The sequence below is a fragment of the Pseudomonas sp. PDM13 genome (assembly GCF_025685765.1).
Classification (GTDB): Bacteria; Pseudomonadota; Gammaproteobacteria; order Pseudomonadales; family Pseudomonadaceae; genus Metapseudomonas; species Metapseudomonas solani.
On record NZ_JAOTQU010000009.1, the window covers coordinates 91,811 to 110,483 of the forward strand.

Annotated in this window: 10 protein-coding genes and 1 pseudogene; 6 read left to right on the forward strand and 5 right to left on the reverse strand. The window is 67.2% G+C overall.

Going from position 1 to position 18,673, the window contains the following annotated elements:
• Position 1: 1 nt before the first annotated feature.
• The 3 genes from OEJ36_RS11945 to OEJ36_RS11955 are packed head-to-tail and all read left to right on the forward strand — an operon-like array spanning position 2 to position 9,496.
• Complete coding sequence (locus tag OEJ36_RS11945; RefSeq protein WP_263401658.1) at positions 2–7,957, forward strand: Hpt domain-containing protein; 7,956 nt, start codon at positions 2–4, stop codon at positions 7,955–7,957.
• A complete protein-coding gene (locus OEJ36_RS11950) occupies positions 7,950–8,969 on the forward strand; it encodes a chemotaxis protein CheB (RefSeq protein ID WP_021218378.1) in 1,020 nt (339 codons plus the stop codon). The genes OEJ36_RS11945 and OEJ36_RS11950 overlap by 8 nt, the downstream gene beginning before the upstream one ends.
• A gap of 56 nt (positions 8,970–9,025) precedes the next feature.
• Positions 9,026–9,496 carry a chemotaxis protein CheW gene (locus OEJ36_RS11955; RefSeq protein ID WP_263401659.1) on the forward strand — a complete coding sequence of 157 codons (471 nt, stop codon included), beginning with the start codon at positions 9,026–9,028 and terminating at the stop codon, positions 9,494–9,496.
• A 153-nt stretch (positions 9,497–9,649) separates the two neighbouring features.
• On the opposite strand, the gene OEJ36_RS11960 is transcribed toward OEJ36_RS11955, so the two are convergent.
• On the reverse strand, positions 9,650–10,369 hold the full coding sequence (locus tag OEJ36_RS11960) for a 16S rRNA (uracil(1498)-N(3))-methyltransferase (RefSeq protein WP_263401660.1): 720 nt from the start codon (positions 10,367–10,369) through the stop codon (positions 9,650–9,652).
• Positions 10,370–10,455: 86 nt separating this feature from the next.
• A complete protein-coding gene (locus OEJ36_RS11965; protein ID WP_263401661.1) occupies positions 10,456–11,862 on the reverse strand; it encodes an adenosylmethionine--8-amino-7-oxononanoate transaminase in 1,407 nt (468 codons plus the stop codon).
• Positions 11,863–12,031: 169 nt separating this feature from the next.
• Here OEJ36_RS11965 and OEJ36_RS11970 point away from each other — a divergent pair.
• From OEJ36_RS11970 to OEJ36_RS11980, 3 genes and pseudogenes are all read left to right on the forward strand, one after another.
• Positions 12,032–13,501: pseudogene (locus tag OEJ36_RS11970) on the forward strand (FAD-dependent oxidoreductase); the annotation flags it as partial.
• A 224-nt stretch (positions 13,502–13,725) separates the two neighbouring features.
• A complete protein-coding gene (locus tag OEJ36_RS11975; RefSeq protein WP_263401662.1) occupies positions 13,726–14,280 on the forward strand; it encodes a cytochrome b in 555 nt (184 codons plus the stop codon).
• Positions 14,281–14,307: 27 nt separating this feature from the next.
• On the forward strand, positions 14,308–14,883 hold the full coding sequence (locus OEJ36_RS11980) for a YceI family protein (RefSeq protein WP_263401663.1): 576 nt from the start codon (positions 14,308–14,310) through the stop codon (positions 14,881–14,883).
• A 175-nt stretch (positions 14,884–15,058) separates the two neighbouring features.
• Here OEJ36_RS11980 and OEJ36_RS11985 read toward each other — a convergent pair whose 3' ends face one another.
• From OEJ36_RS11985 to OEJ36_RS11995, 3 genes are all read right to left on the reverse strand, one after another.
• Positions 15,059–16,939, reverse strand: coding sequence for a DEAD/DEAH box helicase (locus OEJ36_RS11985; RefSeq protein ID WP_263401664.1), 1,881 nt, complete (start codon positions 16,937–16,939; stop codon positions 15,059–15,061).
• A gap of 167 nt (positions 16,940–17,106) precedes the next feature.
• A complete protein-coding gene (locus OEJ36_RS11990) occupies positions 17,107–17,898 on the reverse strand; it encodes a substrate-binding periplasmic protein (protein WP_263401665.1) in 792 nt (263 codons plus the stop codon).
• 60 nt (positions 17,899–17,958) lie between these two features.
• Positions 17,959–18,672: a DUF3142 domain-containing protein gene (locus tag OEJ36_RS11995; RefSeq protein WP_411860996.1), complete on the reverse strand. Its 714-nt coding sequence runs from the start codon at positions 18,670–18,672 to the stop codon at positions 17,959–17,961.
• Position 18,673 lies beyond the last annotated feature (1 nt).

Here is an 18,673-nt window from a genome sequence, read left to right on the forward strand (position 1 = left end):
TATGAGTGATCGGCACGATTATGTCGCCCTTGAGTGGGTCAAGGGCGAGATCGCGGAAACCCTGAAGCAGGCGCGACAGGCTCTGGAGGCGTTCGTCGAGAACACCCAGGACCCGACGCGCATGCGTTTCTGCCTGACCTACGTGCACCAGGTCCACGGCACCCTGCAGATGGTCGAATTCTACGGCGCGGCTTTGCTCGCCGAAGAAATGGAACAGCTTGCCCAGGCGCTGATGGAAGGTCGCGTGACCAACCAGGGCGAAGCCCTGGAAGTGCTGATGCAGGCCATCCTGCAGCTGCCGGTCTACCTCGACCGCATCCAGAGTGCGCGCCGCGACCTGCCCATGGTGGTGCTGCCGCTGCTCAACGACCTGCGCGCCGCGCGGGGCGAGAAACTGCTGTCGGAAACCAGCCTGTTCTCCCCGGACCTCTCCGGCCGCCTGCCCGCGCTGTCCATGGACGCCCTGGAGCAGATGCGCACGGCCGAACTGCCGGTGCTGCTGCGCAAGCTGCGGCAGATGCTGCAGCTGGCCCTGGTGGGGATCATCCGCAACCAGGACCTGGCCACCAACCTCGGCTACATGGCGCGCGTCTTCGCCCGCCTCGAATCCCTGTGCAAGGAAGCGCCCCTCGGCACGCTCTGGCCGATCGCCTCCGGCATGGTCGAAGGCCTGGCCAATGGCAGCGTGGTCAACGGCACCTCCGTGCGGACCCTGCTGCGGCAGATCGACAAGGAACTCAAGCGCCTGCTCGACCAGGGCGCCGACGGCATCAACCAGCCGGCTCCCGAGGAGCTGGTCAAGAACCTGCTGTTCTACATCGCCAAGGCCCCTGCCCAGTCGCCGCGTATCCGCGCCCTGAAGGAACAGTACCGCCTCGACGAAGCGCTGCCCGACACCGAAGTGGTGGACGAGGAGCGTGCCCGCCTCGCCGGCCCCGACCGCGACGCCATGCGCTCGGTGGTCACCGCCCTCTGCGAGGAGCTGGTACGGGTCAAGGACAGCCTGGACATCTTCGTGCGCAGCGATCGCCGTGGCGTCGCCGAGCTGGATTCCCTGCTGGCCCCCCTCAAGCAGATCGCCGACACCCTCGCCGTGCTGGGCTTCGGCCAGCCGCGTCGGGTCATCCTCGACCAGATCGACGTGGTCCACAGCCTGTCCCTCGGCCAGCGCGAACCCAATGACGCCGTGCTGATGGACGTCGCCGGTGCGCTGCTCTATGTCGAAGCCACGCTCAATGGCATGGTCGGCCCGGCCGATGACCGCCGCGCCGAAGAAAGCCACCTGCCCACCACCGACGTGGCGCAGATCCACCAGTTGGTGATCAAGGAAGCGCGCAATGGCCTGGAACAGGCCAAGGACGCGATCATCGAGTTCATCGCCTCGCAGTGGAACCACGAGCACCTGGCTCGCGTCCCCGAGCTGCTGACCCAGGTCCGTGGTGGCCTGGCGATGATCCCGCTGAGCCGTGCCGCCACCCTGCTGGAAGCCTGCAACCGTTACATTCAGGAGCAGCTCCTGGCGCGCAAGGCCGTGCCCAACTGGCAGAGCCTGGACACCCTCGCCGACGCCATCACCAGCGTCGAGTACTACCTCGAACGTCTCTCCGAAGACCACGCGACCCAGGGCGACCTGATTCTCGACGTGGCCGAGGAAAGCCTGGAAGCGCTGGGCTACCCGCTGAAGGAAAAGCCCTCGATCCTCGACCGCATCGAGCCGGAAGAAGAACCGCTGCCCCTGGCCGACCCGCTGCAGGAAATCGAAGTGCTGGCCGCCGAGGAATCGGAACTGGTCGAGCCGCTGGACCTGGAGCCCCTGGCCGCTGGTGACGACGTACTGGTCGCCGCCGAATTCGCCGAGCCGGTCGCCGCCGAGAGCACCGAGGAAACACCTCCGGCCGCCCTCGACGCCCTGCCGGAACTCGAGCCGCTGCCCGAGCTTGAACCCCTTGCCGAGCTGGAACCGGCCATCGACGCCGAGCCCGAGCGGGTTGCCGAACCCGTCGCCAGCTTCGACGAACTGCCGGACCTCGACCCGCTGCCCGAACTGGAAGCGCTGACCGAGCCCGCCGCCCTGGGCGAACTGGACGCCCTGCCGGCCCTGGACGAGCTGAGCCTCGAAGCGCCCGCTGTCGACAGCGCCGAGCTGCTGGTCTCCGACGACAACTGGAACCTCGGCGAGCTGCCGACCGAAGCGCCCGAAGTCATCGACTTCAGCCTCGACGTGCCGCTGGACCTGCACGCCGCCCAGGAGCCCCTGGAGAGCCTGGAGCCCCTGCAGAGCTTCGATCTGGACGACCTGGAGCCGCTGGCGGACGCCACGCCGCTGGAAAGCCTCGAACCGCTCGAAGGCGAAGTCCTCAGCCTGGAACCGCTGCCCGAGTCCACGATGAGCTGGGACGACATGGAGCTCACCGGCCTCGACCTCCCCGAGGTCGAGCTGCCCGCTGCCCCCGTCGAGCCACAGGCGCCCGCTGTCGAAGAACACAAGCCGCTGTCCATGGCCGATGTCATGGCCGCGCCCACCCAGGCCATCAACCCGCCTGCCGGCGACGTGCCGCCCAGCCTGCTGCCGCCGCCCGCCGACGAAGAGCCGGTGGATGACGAGTTGCTGGAAGTCTTCATCGAAGAGGCCGGCGAAGTCCTGGAAACCATCGGTGACTTCTTGCCCCAGTGGCTGGCCGACACCGACAACAAGGAAGCCCTGACCGAAATCCGTCGCGCCTTCCACACCCTCAAGGGCAGTGGTCGCATGGTGCGCGCGCTGGTCATCGGCGAACTCTCCTGGTCCATCGAGAACCTGCTCAACCGCGTGCTGGATCGCAGCATCCAGCCCGACGAAGACGTCCGTGGCGTAATCCAGGACGTGGTCGCCCTGCTCCCGCAGCTGGTCGACGAATTCGCCGCCAAGGCCCAGCGCCAGCGCGACGATGTCGACCACCTGGCCGCCGAGGCGCACGCCCTGGCGAAGGGGCAGCGACTCCCAAAATCTGAAGCCCCGGACTCAGCACAGGCAGTCGAGCCCGAGGGCGAGCCGGAAGCACCGTCCGTGGCGGAAGCCCCGAGCGTTGCCGAAAGCGACGAAGAGCCGCTCGACCCGCAGTTGCTGGAGATCTTCCGCAACGAGGCCGAGACGCACCTCGACAGCCTGGTGGGCTTCCTCGCCGACTGCGCGCAGTCCCTGCCGCAGCCGGTCACCGACAGCCTCCAGCGCGCCCTGCACACCCTCAAGGGCAGTGCGCACATGGCGGGCATCCTGCCGATCGCCGAGATCGCCACGCCCCTGGAAAAGCTGGCCAAGGAATACAAGACCAACCTGGTGCAGATGGACCTGGCCGAGGCCGAGCTGCTGCGCGACGCCGAACACCTGTTCCGCGCCGGGCTGGAGCAACTGGAAACCACGCCGCTGGCAGGTATCCCCGGCACCGCCGAGTTCCTCGAGCGTGTGCAGCAGTTGCATCAGGATCGCCTCGGCGCTGCCGAAGCCGCGCGCCTGGGTGAGCGGGGCGAGGCGGTACGCGACCCGCAGCTGATCTCCATCTTCCTCGCTGAAGGCATGGACATCCTGCTGGATGCCGAAGACCTGCTGCGCCGCTGGCGCGAGCACCCGTCCGAGCGCCAGGAACTGGGTGCCCTGCTGGAAGAACTGAACACCCTCGGCCGTGGTGCCGAGATGGCCGAGCTGCCGCAGATCGAAGAGCTCTGCGAAGCCCTGCTCGACACTTACGGTTCCGTGGAAGAAGGCAGCCTCGCCGTCAGCGAGCGCTTCTTCGCCGAAGCCGAGCGTGCCCACGAAGCGCTGATCGGCATGATGGACCAGGTGGCTGCGGCCCTTCAGGTCACGCCCCAGCCCGAGCGCGTGCAGGCCCTGCGCGAGCTGCTGCAGGAAGCGGTCGACCCCGCTGCCCTGGCGCTGCTCGATCCCAAGCTGACCACCGGGCTGACCATCGAGGAACTCGATGAGACGGACCTGGAAGGCCTGATCGACTGGAACGCCACCGACGCCGAGCTGCCGCCCCTGGCGGAGCTGATGGAAGAGCCTGCGCAGTTCGACGAGGTGACCCTGCCCGAGCTGACCGCTGCCGGCCTGGAGGAGGACCTGTCCTCGCCGACCGTCGAGCCGGAGCCGGTGGTCGAGGCCCCTGCGGCCCACACGCCCAGCGTCTATGAATCCCTCGACGAGGAAATGGTCGCCATCTTCCTCGAAGAGGCGGTGGATATCCTGGAAAGCGCCGGGCAATCCCTCGACCGTTGGTTGGGTGAGCCTGACAACCATGGCTCGCTGCTGTCGCTGCAGCGTGACCTGCACACCCTCAAGGGTGGTGCGCGCATGGCCGAGATCGCCCCCATCGGTGATCTCGCCCATGAACTCGAATCCCTGTACGAAGGCCTGGTGGATCGCCGCTTCAGCTACTCGCCGGCCCTCGGCGGCCTGCTGCAGCAGAGCCACGACAGCCTCGCCGTGCTGCTCGACCAGCTGCAGGCCCGCCTGCCGCTGAACGACCCGCAGCAACTGATCCAGGCCATCCGCACCTTTCGCCAGAACGGTGGGCTGAGCCTTTCCGCCGCCGCGGTCGCGCTGCCGCTCGACGACATCGAAGACCTCGCCGAGGTCGAAGCGATCGAGCTGGCCGACGACGCCCCAAGCGCCGAACTCGGCGAGGGCATCGTCATCGACGAAGAGCAGCCGCCCCTGGCGCTGATCGACGAAGCCGACCCGCTGGACACCCTGGTGGCCATCGAAACCATCGACGCGGTGGTGGAGGAGCTGCCGGCGGAAACCGTGTCCGAACTGCTGCCCGATGCCCCTGCGGACGTCGACCCCGAATTGCACGTGCTGCACGCCGAACCGGTGAGCGACGACGAGCCCGAGCTCGACCAGTGGCTGGTTGACGAGGCCCAGGAAAGCGCGCCGGTTGTAGCCGAAGCCGAAGCCGAAGCCGAAGCCGAAGCCGAAGCCGAAGCCGAGCTTGAAGCTGAGCCCGTGATCGAGCTGCACGCCGAGCCGGAAGCACTGGACCTGACCGACTTCGAAGCGCCTGCTGCCATCGAGCCCGAGCCCGAGCCCGAGCCCGAGCCCGAGCCCGTGTTCGTACCGGCACCGGTGATCGACGCGCCCCGCGCCGCCGAGCCCGTGACCAGTGCCTTCGATGACCGTGATCCGGAACTGGTGGAAATCTTCCTCGAGGAAGGTTTCGACATCATCGACAGCGCCGGCGCCTCGCTGCAGCGCTGGATGGACGACGTCAACAACATCCTCGAAGTCGAAGCCCTGCAACGTGACCTGCACACCCTCAAGGGTGGTGCGCGCATGGCCGAGATCCGTGAGATCGGTGACCTCGCCCACGAACTCGAATTCCTTTATGAAGGCCTCTGCGGCGGGCGCCTGCGCGCCAGCCCGGGCCTGTTCGCCCTGCTCCAGGCCTGCCATGACCGCCTCGCCGAGATGCTCGAAGCGGTGCGCGACAAGCGTGGCGTGCCCAGCGGCGACGCCCTGATCGACGCCATCAAGCGCTTCCGGGCCAACCCGGACGAGCAGCTGAGCATGCCCTCCAGCGTGCACCTGCAGCCCGCCGTCGACGTGATCGAGGACGATGCCAGCGAGAGCGACGATATCCTCGACATCTTCCTCGAAGAGGCCGACGACCTGCTCGAAGCCATGGAGCGCACCATCGGTCGCTGGGAAGAGCAGCGCGAGGACGGTGCCCAGATCGACGAACTGCTGCGCCTGCTGCACACCCTCAAGGGTGGTGCGCGCCTGGCCGGGCAGAAACGCCTGGGCGACCTCAGCCACGACCTCGAACAGCACCTGACCGAAGCGCAGCAACAAGGCGCGCCCTGGCCGGACAGCCTGTTCCTCGATGTGCAATCCGGTTTCGAGGGCCTGCAGGCCGAGCTCGACCAGCTGCGCGAGCGCCTGAACGCGGTGCTCGCCGAAGAAACCCAGGAACCGGAAGCCCACGAACCGGCCCCGGCAGCCCCTGCCCCCGTGCCCACCCTGGCCGCGCCCATGGTCGCTGCCAGCGCCGTGCCGCAGGTGATGGCCGAGAACAAGGTCCTGCCCTTCGTCCGCAAGGCCCAGGAAGCAGCGCTGGACGCCGCCTCCCGCCGTGCGCCCCAGGAGCTGGTCAAGGTACCGGCGGACCTGCTGGAAGGCCTGGTCAACCTGGCGGGTGAAACCTCGATCTTCCGTGGCCGTGTCGAGCAGCAGGTGAGCGACTTCAGCTTCACCCTGAGCGAGATGGAAGCCACCATCGAACGGGTCCGCGACCAGCTGCGCCGCCTCGACACCGAAACCCAGGCGCAGATCCTCAGCCGCTACCAGGCCGAGGCCGAGCGTGCCGGCTACGAGGACTTCGACCCGCTGGAAATGGACCGCCACTCGCAACTGCAGCAGCTGTCCCGTGCGCTGTTCGAGTCCGCGTCCGACTTGCTGGACCTCAAGGAAACCCTGGCGGCGCGTAACCGCGACGCCGAAACCCTGCTGCTGCAACAGGCACGGGTCAACACCGAGCTGCAGGAAGGCCTGATGCGTACGCGCATGGTGCCCTTCGACCGCCTGGTGCCGCGCCTGCGCCGGATCGTCCGCCAGGTGGCGAGCGAGCTGGGCAAGCAGGTTGAATTCGTCGTCGGCAACGCCGAAGGCGAGATGGACCGTACCGTTCTCGAACGCATCGTCGCGCCGCTGGAGCACATGCTGCGCAACGCCGTGGACCATGGCATCGAATCCGTCGACGCGCGCCGCGCCGCCGGCAAGTCGGAAACCGGCACCATCCGCCTGACCCTGGGCCGCGAGGGTGGCGATATCGTCCTCGCCCTGGCCGACGACGGCGGTGGCATCCGTCTCGACGCCGTGCGCCGCAAGGCCATCGAGCGCGGGATGATGGACAGCGAGTCCGACCTCTCCGACTACGAGGTGCTGCAGTTCATCCTCGAAGCCGGCTTCTCCACCGCCGAGAAGGTCACGCAGATCTCCGGCCGTGGCGTGGGCATGGACGTGGTGCACTCCGAGGTGAAACAGCTCGGCGGCTCCATGAGCATCGACTCGACGCCGGGCGAGGGCACCCGCTTCCTCATCCGCCTGCCCTTCACCGTATCGGTGAACCGTGCGCTGATGGTGCTCTCCGGCGAAGACCTCTACGCCATCCCGCTGAACACCATCGAAGGCATCGTGCGGGTCTCCCCGTACGAGCTGGAGGCCTACTACCAGCCGGATGCCCCGCGCTTCGAGTACGCCGGCCAGGCCTACGAACTGAAGTACCTGGGCGACCTGCTGAACAACGGCCAGCAACCCAAGCTGGTGGGCCAGAGCCTGCCGCTGCCGGTGATCCTGGTGCGCTCCACCGAGCACGCCGTAGCGGTCCAGGTGGACTCCCTGGCGGGCTCCCGCGAGATCGTGGTGAAGAGCCTCGGCCCGCAGTTCTCCGGGGTGCATGGCATCTCCGGTGCCACCATCCTCGGTGACGGCCGCGTGGTGGTGATTCTCGACCTGCTGGCGACCATCCGCGCCATGCACGCACACCTGGTGCAGATGCTGCCGCGCTCCGCGACCCAGGCCGCGCTGCCGGCGGAACTCGACCACGACCGTCCGCCGCTGGTGATGGTGGTGGACGACTCGGTCACCGTGCGCAAGGTCACCAGCCGCCTGCTGGAACGCAACGGCATGAACGTGCTCACCGCCAAGGATGGGGTGGACGCGATCTCGCAACTGCAGGAACACCGCCCGGACATCATGCTGCTGGACATCGAAATGCCGCGCATGGACGGTTTCGAAGTGGCCACCCTGGTGCGCCACGATGAGCGACTGAAAGACCTGCCGATCATCATGATCACCTCGCGTACCGGTGAGAAACACCGTGAGCGGGCCATGACCATCGGCGTCAACGACTACCTGGGCAAGCCGTACCAGGAGTCCCTGCTGCTTGAAACCATCCAGCGACTGGTCAAGGGAAATGACTGAGAAAACCTCTGCGCGTATCGCCGTCATCGCCGACACCTCGCTGCAGCGCCATGTGCTGCAGCAGGCGCTGGCGGGCAACGGTTACCAGGTGGTGCTCAACAGCGATCCGGCACGGCTGGATGAAGAAACCCTGAGCGCCTGCGAAGTGGACCTGTGGTTGGTGGACCTGGCGCAGTCGGACGACTCGCCCCTGGTCGACAACCTGATGGAACGCGCCAGCGCACCGGTGCTGTTCGGCGAGGGCCATGCCCCCGAGCGGCATTCGGAGAATTACCCGCGCTGGGAGCGCCGCCTGTTCGGCAAGCTCAAGCGCCTGGTGGGCGACCCGGCCGTGGCCGTCGGCCCCAGCCTCGAAGCCCTGCTCAGCGATGCGCAGCGCCCGGCACGCCTGGACCTGCCCCGCGCCCTGGCCGACACGCCGCTGGTAGCCGGTGAGCCGGCACGCCAGGTATGGCTGCTGGCGGCATCCCTCGGCGGTCCGGCTGCGGTGAAGGCCTTCCTTGATGCCTTGCCCGGCGGCCTGCCCGTCGGCTTCATCTATGCCCAGCACATCGACCCGACCTTCGAAACGGCGCTGCCCCAGGCCGTCGGCCGTCATAGCCAGTGGCCGGTCAACCTGGCCCGCCCCGGTGATGCGGTGCGTGCCGGTGAGGTGGTGGTGGTGCCCATCAGCCATGAACTCAGCTTCGCCGAAGACGGCGCCATGCTGGTGGGCGAACGCCCGTGGCCGGAGCCCTACAGCCCGTCCATCGATCAGGTGATGCTCAACCTCGCCCAGCACTACGGTGCCCAGTGCGGGGTCATCGCCTTCAGCGGCATGGGCAGCGACGGCAGTGCAGCCGCCGCCTATGTACGCCGCCAGGGCGCGCCGATCTGGACCCAGCGTGGCGACAGCTGCGCCTGCGCCAGCATGCCCGACAGCCTGCGCGAGGGTGGCTACAGCACCTTCAGCGCCGATCCCCGCGAGCTGGCCCAGGCGCTGGTGAACCACCTGGCGGAGCAGTGCGCCTGAGGCCCGAGTGCCCAGGGCGACAACGCCGGGAATGAAGAATCGTTGAAGGAAGAACCATGAGCCAAGCCGTCGCCAACCAGAACAGCGCCAACAGCCTCACCGGCCTGCTGGTGCCGCTGTCCGACCGCACCCTGCTGGTGCCCAACGTGGCGGTGGCCGAGCTGATCCCCTATCGCGCGCCGCAGGTATCGGCGGGCATGCCGGCCTGGTTCCTCGGCCAGGTGGCCTGGCGTGACCTGCGCCTGCCGCTGCTGTCCTTCGAAGCCGCCTCCGACGGCCAGCCCCAGGTCGGCGCTGGCGCCCGCGTGGTGGTGCTCAACGCCCTGGGCGGCCGTGGCCACGTCAAATTCATCGCCTTGCTGGTGCAGGGCATCCCGCGCTCGCTCAAGGTCGACTCAGACCTCCCCCGCGCCGCCGTCCCCCTGGCGCCCCTGGAGCTGGACGCCGTGCAACTGGGCAACGACATCGCGCGCATCCCCGACCTCATCGCACTCGAGCAGATGCTCGAGGATGCGGGGATTATTTAGTTAGAAGCAGCTGCAAGCGGCAAGTTACAAGCTGCAAGATGGGGCACGCTCCATGGCTTGAGGCTTGAGGCTTGAGGCTTGCAGCTTGCAGCTTGCAGCTTGCAGCTTGAGGCTTGCAGCTTGCAGCTTGCAGCTTGAAACTTGCCGCTGCTTCTAGAAGTCCCCCCATAACTGCTGCGCCACGCTGAGCGCCACCACCGGCGCGGTTTCCGTGCGCAATACCCGAGGACCGAGACGTGCCGAATGGAAGCCGGCGGTTTGCGCCTGGGCGACTTCGGCGTCGCTTAGGCCGCCTTCGGGGCCGATGAGGAAGGCCAGGGTGCCGGGCTTGGCGTGGCTGGCCAGGGGTTCGGCCACCGGGTGCAGCACCAGCTTGAGGTCGGCCTGGGTTTCCTTCAGCCAGTCGGCGAGGCTGACGGGGGCGTGGATCACCGGCAGCACCGAGCGGCCGCATTGTTCGCAGGCGCTGATCGCCACCTGGCGCCAGTGGGCCAGGCGCTTGTCGGCGCGCTCGTCTTTAAGCCGCACTTCGCAGCGCTCGCTGACGATGGGGGTGATCTCGGCGGCGCCCAGTTCGGTGGCTTTCTGGATCGCCCAGTCCATGCGCTCGCCCCGCGACAGCCCCTGGCCCAGGTGCATCTGCAACGGGGACTCGGCCTGGCCGGCGAAGGCCTCGCGCAGCTCGACGCGCACATTCTTCTTGCCCACGTCCACCAGCTCGCCGAGGTACTCCTGGCCGGAGCCGTCGAACAGCTGCACGGCATCGCCCACGGCCAGGCGCAGCACGCGACCGATGTAATGGGCCTGGGTTTCCGGCAGCTCGTGCTGGCCGATGGAAAGAGGGGCGTCGATGAAGAAGCGGGAAAGGCGCATAGAAGTAAGCGGCAAGCTGCAAGTGGAAAGCTGCAAGCTTAACCGCTTCGACTTGCGGCTTATAGCTTGCAGCTTGTAGCTGCTCCTTAGCCCGGATCCCTGTGATTGGGATGCAGGTCGCTGGCGACGCTGACGCTCACCGCGTCGCGGGTGGCGATGTCGATGCCTTCGCTGGCCACTTCGGTGAGAAAGTCGATCTGCTCCGGGGTGATCACGTAGGGCGGCAGGAAGTACACCACGTTGCCCAGGGGGCGCAGCAGCGCGCCGCGTTCCAGGGCGTGCTGGAAGACCTTGAGGCCACGGCGCTCCTGCCAGGGGTAGGGCGCACGGCTGGCCTTGTCCTGGACCATCTCGATGGCCAGCACCATGCCGGTCTGGCGCACCTCGGCGACATGGGGGTGGTCCACCAGGTGGGCGGTGGATTGCGCCATGCGCATCGACAGTGCGCGGTTGGCCTCGATCACCTTGTCCTGCTCGAAGATGTCCAGGGTCGCCAGGGCGGCAGCGCAGGCCAGCGGGTTGCCGGTGTAGGTGTGGGAGTGGAGGAAGGCGCGCAGGGTCTGGTAGTCGTCGTAGAAGCCCTGGTAGACGGCCTCGCTGGTGAGTACCGCAGCCATCGGCAGGTAACCGCCGGTGAGGGCCTTGGACAGGCAGAGGAAGTCCGGTGCGATGCCGGCCTGTTCGCAGGCGAACATCGTGCCGGTGCGGCCGAAGCCGACGGCGATCTCGTCGTGGATCAGGTGCACGCCGTAGCGGTCGCAGGCCTCGCGCAGCAGCTTGAGGTACACCGGGTGGTACATGCGCATGCCGCCGGCACCCTGGATCAGCGGCTCGACGATGACGGCGGCGACTTCCTTGTGGTGCTCGGCAAGGGTGCGCTCCATGTGGGCGAACATGTTGCGCGAGTGTTCTTCCCAGCACATGCCTTCGGGGCGCAGGTAGCAGTCGGGGCTGGGCACCTTGAGGGTGTCCATAAGCAGGGATTTGTAGGTTTCGGTGAACAGCGCCACGTCGCCCACCGACATCGCCGCGATGGTCTCGCCGTGGTAGCTGTTGGTCAGGGTGACGAAGCGCGTCTTGCCCTCGCGGCCCTGGTTGCGCCAGAAGTGGTAGCTCATCTTCAGCGCCACCTCGATGCCCGAGGAGCCGTTGTCGGCGTAGAACACGCGGTCCAGCCCCGCGGGCGTGAGCTTCACCAGGCGCTCGGAGAGTTCGATCACCGGCTGGTGGCTGAAGCCCGCGAGGATCACGTGCTCGAGCTGGTCGACCTGGTCCTTGATGCGCTGGTTGATGCGCGGGTTGGCGTGGCCGAAGACGTTGACCCACCAGGAGCTGACGGCATCCAGGTAGCGCTTGCCTTCGAAATCTTCCAGCCAGACGCCTTCGCCACGGCGGATGGGCACCACCGGCAGGCGTTCGTGGTCTTTCATCTGGGTGCAGGGATGCCAGAGCACGTCGAGATCGCGCTTCATCCAGTCGGCGTTCAGGCCCATGGGGTGGTCTCCGGAAAGGGTCGGGGAAGACTATGCAATAGGGGTGAGATGGACAAGCGCGCCGCGCCGGCACAATGGCCGGTGCCGACGGGCATCTCTGGTGGCTATCGGGTGCCTGGCGTATCCTGCGCGCCATTCAAGAAATACGACCGTTCCTCGGGGGAATCCAATGTCTGCTGCCTGGCTGCGCACCTGTGCGTTTGTTGTGTTGGGAGTGCTCAGTGCGGTTGCGCAGGGCAAGGAAAAGCAACCGGCCGCCATCGTGGTTGGCGGCGGCATGGCCGGCCTCACGGCGGCTTATGAACTGCAACAGCAGGGCTGGCAGGTCACCCTGCTGGAAGCCAAGCCGAGCATCGGCGGGCGCTCCGGCCTGGCCAGCACCGAGTGGATCGGTTCCGACAAGCTGCAGCCGACCCTGAATGCCTACCTCAAGGGCTTCAAGCTCGCCACCGTGGCCGCGCCCGAGTACGTGCGCACCCCGGGCTACCTGATTGCCGGGCGCTACTTCAACGAGGCCGACCTGCTCAAGGAAGCGCCCAGCACCGTCGAGGGGCTGAAGCGCTTCGACAAGAGCCTGGATGATCTCGCCGCCTCCATCGAGGACCCGCTGCAGCCGCTGGTCAACCACACCCTGCAGACCCTGGATTCCATCAGCGTGGCGCGCTGGCTCGACAAGCTGTCGCTGCCGCCCACTTCCCGTGCCCTGGTGGACCAGCGCATCCGTTCGCGCTACGACGAGCCATCGCGCCTGTCGCTGCTCTACCTCGCCCAGCAGGGCCGGGTCTATCGCGGCCTGCCGGAAGGCGACCTGCGTGCCGCCCGCCTGCCGGGTGGCAGCGCGGCGCTGGCCCAGGCCTTCGCCAAGAAGATCAAGACCATCAAGACCAACGCACGGGTCTCCGCCATCGTCCAGGACAAGGACAGCGTCACCGTGAAAGTGGGCGGCGCCGGCTACAGCGCCGACTACGTGGTGCTCGCCGTGCCGCTGCCGGCGCTGGACAAGATCAGCCTGACCCCGTCGCTGTCTGCCCTGCAGCTGCGCTCGCTGAAGGACATCAACTACGGTTGGCGCGACCAGATGCTGCTCAAGTTCAAGAAGCCGGTGTGGGGCAAGTCGCGCCTCTCCGGCGAGGTCTACAGCGACCAGGGCCTGGGCATGATGTGGGTCGAGCCCGCGCTCAAGGGCGGTGCCAACCTGCTGGTGAATATCTCCGGTGACAACGCGCGCCTGCTGCAGGCCTTCGGTGACCGGCAGATGGTCGATCAGGTGCTGATCCGCTTCGACAAGCTGTTCCCCGGCGCCCGCGAACAGTTCACCGGCTACGAGCTGCGCCGCTACGGCAAGGACTCCCTGGTGGGCGGCGCCTACCTGGCCTATGGCCCGGGCGAGATCAGCCTCTACTGGCGCATGTGGGAGAAGCCGCTGGGCCGGGTGATCTTCGCCGGCGAGCACACCGACGCGCTCTACCCGGGCACCCTGGAAGGCGCCCTGCGTAGTGGCCAGCGCGCCGCCAACCAGGCCCGTGACCTGTTCGCCGGCAAGAGCCTGGAACCGGTCGAGCAGGTTGCCGCCGCCGCCCCGGCTCCGGCCAAGGCCGATGCCAAGGAAGAAAAGAAGGGCTTCTTCTCCCGCCTGTTCAACTGATGGCGCTACGGGCGCAACGCCCGTGACCTCCAGTCGCCTCCGGGGTGCCGTTCGTGCACCTCGGACAGAACTTAAAGCCTCTTCCCACGCCTAATTCCCGCTCGGGCCCATTCGTCCTACCTATCGTATTGCCCGATATTTCAAAGCGACATTTTCTACTTTTCTTCGATATTTTTGCCGCTAGGCTTGATCAATCCGTTTTCCAAGGAAGTCTTCTGATGCAGTGGCGCAATACACCCACCCGCTTCGGTCTCGTCAGCATCGTTCTGCACTGGGGCGTCGCACTGGTGGTTTTCAGCCTGTTCGGCCTCGGCCTGTGGATGGTCGGTCTCGACTACTACAGCGGCTGGTACAAGACCGCGCCGGACATCCACAAGAGCATCGGCATCCTGCTGTTCATGGTGATGCTCGCCCGCGTGCTCTGGCGCTTCGTCAGCCCGCCGCCGCCGGCCCTGCCCAACCACGGCCAGCTGACCCGCCTGGGTTCCAAGCTGGGCCACCTGGCGCTCTACCTGGGCCTGTTCGCCATCATGGTTTCCGGTTACCTGATTTCCACTGCTGACGACCGCGGCATCGCCGTGTTCGGGCTGTTCGAGGTGCCGGCCACGCTGACCAGCATCCCCGACCAGGAAGATGTCGCCGGCGCCATTCACGAGTACCTCGCCTGGGGCCTGGTGATCTTCGCGGGCGTCCATGCGCTCGCCGCACTCAAGCACCACTTCATCGATCGCGACGCCACCTTGACCCGCATGTTCGGGCGCGCCGCCAAATAAGCTGCACCCTCACAAGGAGAAATACCGATGCTGAAGAAATCCCTCGCCGCGCTGACCCTCGGTGCCGCCCTGTTCGCCGGCCAGGCCATGGCCGCCGACTACGCCATCGACAAAGAAGGCCAGCACGCTTTCGTCAACTTCAAGATCAGCCACCTGGGCTACAGCTGGCTGTACGGCACCTTCAAGGACTTCGACGGCTCCTTCAGCTTCGACGCCAAGGCGCCGGAAGCGAGCAAGATCAAGGTCACCCTGCAGACCGCCAGCGTCGACACCAACCACGCTGAGCGCGACAAGCACATCAAGAGCGGCGACTTCCTCAACGTGAGCAAGAACCCCACCGCTACCTTCGAGTCCACCGGCGTCAAATCCACCGGTACCGGCACCGCCGACGTAACCGGCAACCTGACCCTGAACGGCGTGACCAAGCCGGTCGTGGTCAAGGCCAAGTTCATCGGTGAAGGCGACGACCCGTGGGGCGGCTACCGTGCCGGCTTCGAAGGCACCACCACCCTGAAGCTGAAGGACTTCGACATCCAGAAGGACCTCGGCCCGGCTTCCCAGGAAGTCGAGCTGATCATCTCCTTCGAGGGTGTGCGCAAGTAAGATTGCGCGGATGACGAAGAACGCCGGCTGATGCCGGCGTTTTTCATTTCCGGCACAACGCAGTGCCGTAGCGCACATCCCGGGCTGAAGCCCGGGCTACGTCCTGTTTGGGGCGTGCATGGTGCAGAAACGAAAACGCCGGCCCTGGGGCCGGCGTTTTTCATGGCGTTGCAGCTCAGCGGTTGCGGGTCAGCAGCGCCGGCTTCTCGCCACGGGGGCGGTTGCTATTGGACAGTTGGTCCAGCTGCTCCGCGGTGGGGAAGCGATCACCCTTGGATTCCTTGTGGATGATCTTCGGCTGCGGCTTGCGCGGCTCCTGCACGGCAGGCTCCTCGCGGCCGCGGGAGGTGCGGGGCTCGTCACGACGGCCCTGGCCGCCGTTGCTGCGACCCTGGCCACCACCGCTACGGCGCTGACCGTTGCCAGCACCCTGGCCGGCACCGCCGCCACCGCTGCGGCTCTTGCCCTGGCCCTGGCCTTGACCCTGGCCACGTGCACCGGCGCCTTGGCCCTGACCTTGGCTTCTGCCCTGGTTCTGGCCTTGGCCCTGGCCCTGACCGCCACGGCGGTTGCGGCTCTGGGTCTTGTCCGGGTAGGGGCTGACGTAATCGGCGCGGTTGCCGAAGTTGTCCACGTCGTCGTCGAGGAACTCTTCCGGGTCGCGATCACGCGCGGGCTGCGGCGGACGCTGCGGGCGAGCCTGCTGCTGGTTGTTGTTGGCGGAGGCGGTGGACTGGGCGTTCTCGCCATCCTTGCCTTTGCCCTTGCCGCGACGGTTGCGGCTCTTGCGTGGCTTGCCTGCGCCATCGGTGGCGGCCGGGGTGGCCGCTTCGCGCTTCGGACGGTCGGCGCGGGGCTGACGGGCCGGCTGCGGCGGGCGCACTTCGGGGCGCTCGGCCTCGACGGCGGAGGCGTCGAAGCCCTGCATGTCGCCATCGGGAATGCGCTGCTTGGTCAGGCGCTCGATGGCCTTGAGCAGCTTCTCTTCGTCCGGGGCGACCAGGGAGATGGCTTCGCCGCTACGGCCGGCACGACCGGTACGGCCGATGCGGTGCACGTAGTCTTCCTCGACGTTGGGCAGCTCGTAGTTGACCACGTGGGGCAGCTGGTCGATGTCCAGGCCGCGGGCGGCGATGTCGGTGGCGACCAGGATGCGCACGCTGTTGGCCTTGAAGTCGGCCAGGGCCTTGGTGCGCGCGTTCTGGCTCTTGTTGCCGTGGATCGCGGCGGCCGGCAGGCCATGCTTGTCGAGATATTCGGCAAGGCGGTTGGCGCCGTGCTTGGTGCGGGTGAACACCAGGACCTGTTCCCAGGCGCCAACGGTGACCAGGTGGGCCAGCAGTGCGCGCTTGTGGTTGGCCGGGAGGCGGAACACCCGCTGCTCGATGCGCTCGACCGTGGTGTTCGGCGGCGTCACTTCGATGCGTTCGGGGTTGTGCAGCAGCTTGCCGGCGAGGTCGGTGATGTCTTTGGAGAAGGTCGCCGAGAACAGCAGGTTCTGGCGTTTCGCCGGGAGGCGGGCGAGGACCTTCTTCACATCGTGGATGAAGCCCATGTCGAGCATGCGGTCGGCTTCGTCGAGTACCAGGATCTCCACGTGGGAGAGGTCGATGCTGCCCTGGCCTATCAGGTCCAGCAGGCGACCGGGGCAGGCGACCAGGACGTCGACGCCCTTGGCCATGGCCTGGACCTGCGGGTTCATGCCGACACCGCCGAAGATGCAGGCGCTGGCCAGCGGCAGGTCACGGGCATAGACCTTGAAGCTGTCGTGGACCTGGGCGGCGAGCTCGCGGGTCGGGGTCAGGACCAGTACGCGGGCCTGGCGTGGGCCATGGCGATGCGACTTGTCCGGGTGACCATTGGGGAAGAGGCGCTCGAGAACCGGGAGGGCGAAGCCGCCGGTCTTGCCTGTGCCAGTCTGTGCCGCAACCATCAGATCGCGACCTTGCAACACGGCGGGAATGGCCCGCTGTTGCACCGGAGTGGGCTGGTTATAGCCGGCTGCTTCCACAGCGCCGACTAAAGCCTCGGAGAGACCGAGGGAGGCAAAGGACATGGGAAATCCTGTCTAGTTAGGGCTTGGCCCGGGGGAGTGTCTGCCTGGCTAGAAAATCGCAGCGGGGAGGCGCGATTCCCGTCCGGTCCTGCTGGCTTGGGGGGCCAACATCCGGGCGTATGCCTGGCGGGAGCCGGGAGTATAACAGAGCAATTCCGGCGTGCAGCCTATCGACTGCTCAACGGTGTGCTGCGATCCAGGCCGTCGGCCCAGGCCTGTTCGCGCACCTGGTAGCGCGCCTGCAGCGTGGCGTAGGCCGGCTCCAGCTTGAAGCGGCGCAGCTCCTCGGCGAAGCGCAGGGCCAGTTCGCCCAGTTCGGGGGTGCGGCGGAAGGCCAGGTAGAGCGGGTCTTCGCCCACCGGACGGGGGTGGTGGGCGACCTGTTCGGCGAGCCCCAGGTGCTGCGCCAGCCATAGCCCGGCGCGGCGGTCGTTGACCACCAGGTCGACGCGGTCGCGCACCAGCTTGCCGAGGTTGGCCTCGTGATTCGGCGCCGGCTCGCGGGTGAACAGCTCGGAGGTGCGGAAGCCGCTGTCGCTATACCAGTAGCCCGGTGAGGTGCCGACCTTCAGGCCCTGGAGGTCGGCCAGGCGGTTGAAGGGGTAGGGGCGGGCGCGGTCATAGAAGAGCACGAACTCGGCGCTGGACAGCGGCTCGTCGGCGAAATGCAGGCGGGGACGGCGCTCTTCGGTCATGAAGATATCCAGCACGGCGTCGGCCTGGCCGTTCTCCATCTCGATCAGGCAGCGCTTCCAGGGCATGAAGTCCCACTGCACCTCCACGCCCAGGCGCTTGAACACCTCGACGCTGGCATCATAGTCCAGGCCGCGTGCCTGGCCGTTCTCAACGAAGACATAGGGCGCCCAGGGATCGGTGACGATGCGCAGCGGCCCCGCGTTGGCGAAGGAGCCGAGGCAGGCGAACAGCAACAGGACGAGGAGGCGACGGGATGCTGGCATAGGGCCAGAATACGCGGGGCCCCCCACGCTGGGAAGTGACCCCATGTGCCGTTCGGCTGGTCAGGGATTGAGCAGGAACACCACGTAGCCGCGGAACCAGGGGCTGTCTTCCAGGTAGTCCGGTGGCTCCCACTCGCCGTTCTGCACCAGGCCGATGCGATAGGGCAGTTGCAGCTTCGCGACCCGTGGCAGGTAGCGGGCGTTGTCGGGGATGCTGTGGCGCCCCTGGTAGGTCTGCACCACCACCTCGTCGAGCACCTTGCCCAGGCGGTTGAGCACCGCCGGGTCGCCGTTGCTGCCCCAGTCCAGCAGGCCGGTGATGCCGAGGCGGTATTGCCGGGGCAGGCGCTGGCGCAGCTGTTCGAGGAAGTCGGCGTAGCCGTCCAGGTGCAGGGTGCGGGCATCGAAGTCGATCTGCACGCCGACCACCGGGTTGCCCGCGCGGCGCCAGCGCTCCAGCTGGGCGAGCAAGGTGGCGTAGACGGGCTCGGTCCAGCGCAGGGTATGGGCGCGGTAGACCACCCAGACTTCACCCTTGGACAGGCGCGGCACCGCCATGCCCTGGGCGATGAAGCGCGCCTGCGGGTCACCGGGCTGGCGCGGTCCGTCGATCTGGCCCTGGAGGATGTACAGGGTGCGTGCCTCGGCCAGCACCGCCTGGGAGCGCACGCCGCTCCAGACCCAGAAGGCGTCGTAGTCGGCAGCATCCACCCGCTCCCCGGCGATACCGGGGAGGCTCGCCAGGGCCAGCAGCAGGGCCAGTGCCCTGGCGATC

Coding starts and splice junctions, on each gene's coding strand:
- OEJ36_RS11945 (WP_263401658.1), top strand. CDS start 2: ATGAGTGATCGGCACGATTATGTCGCCCTTGAGTGGGTCAAGGGCGAG.
- OEJ36_RS11950 (WP_021218378.1), top strand. CDS start 7,950: ATGACTGAGAAAACCTCTGCGCGTATCGCCGTCATCGCCGACACCTCG.
- OEJ36_RS11955 (WP_263401659.1), top strand. CDS start 9,026: ATGAGCCAAGCCGTCGCCAACCAGAACAGCGCCAACAGCCTCACCGGC.
- OEJ36_RS11960 (WP_263401660.1), bottom strand. CDS start 10,369: ATGCGCCTTTCCCGCTTCTTCATCGACGCCCCTCTTTCCATCGGCCAG.
- OEJ36_RS11965 (WP_263401661.1), bottom strand. CDS start 11,862: ATGGGCCTGAACGCCGACTGGATGAAGCGCGATCTCGACGTGCTCTGG.
- OEJ36_RS11975 (WP_263401662.1), top strand. CDS start 13,726: ATGCAGTGGCGCAATACACCCACCCGCTTCGGTCTCGTCAGCATCGTT.
- OEJ36_RS11980 (WP_263401663.1), top strand. CDS start 14,308: ATGCTGAAGAAATCCCTCGCCGCGCTGACCCTCGGTGCCGCCCTGTTC.
- OEJ36_RS11985 (WP_263401664.1), bottom strand. CDS start 16,939: ATGTCCTTTGCCTCCCTCGGTCTCTCCGAGGCTTTAGTCGGCGCTGTG.
- OEJ36_RS11990 (WP_263401665.1), bottom strand. CDS start 17,898: ATGCCAGCATCCCGTCGCCTCCTCGTCCTGTTGCTGTTCGCCTGCCTC.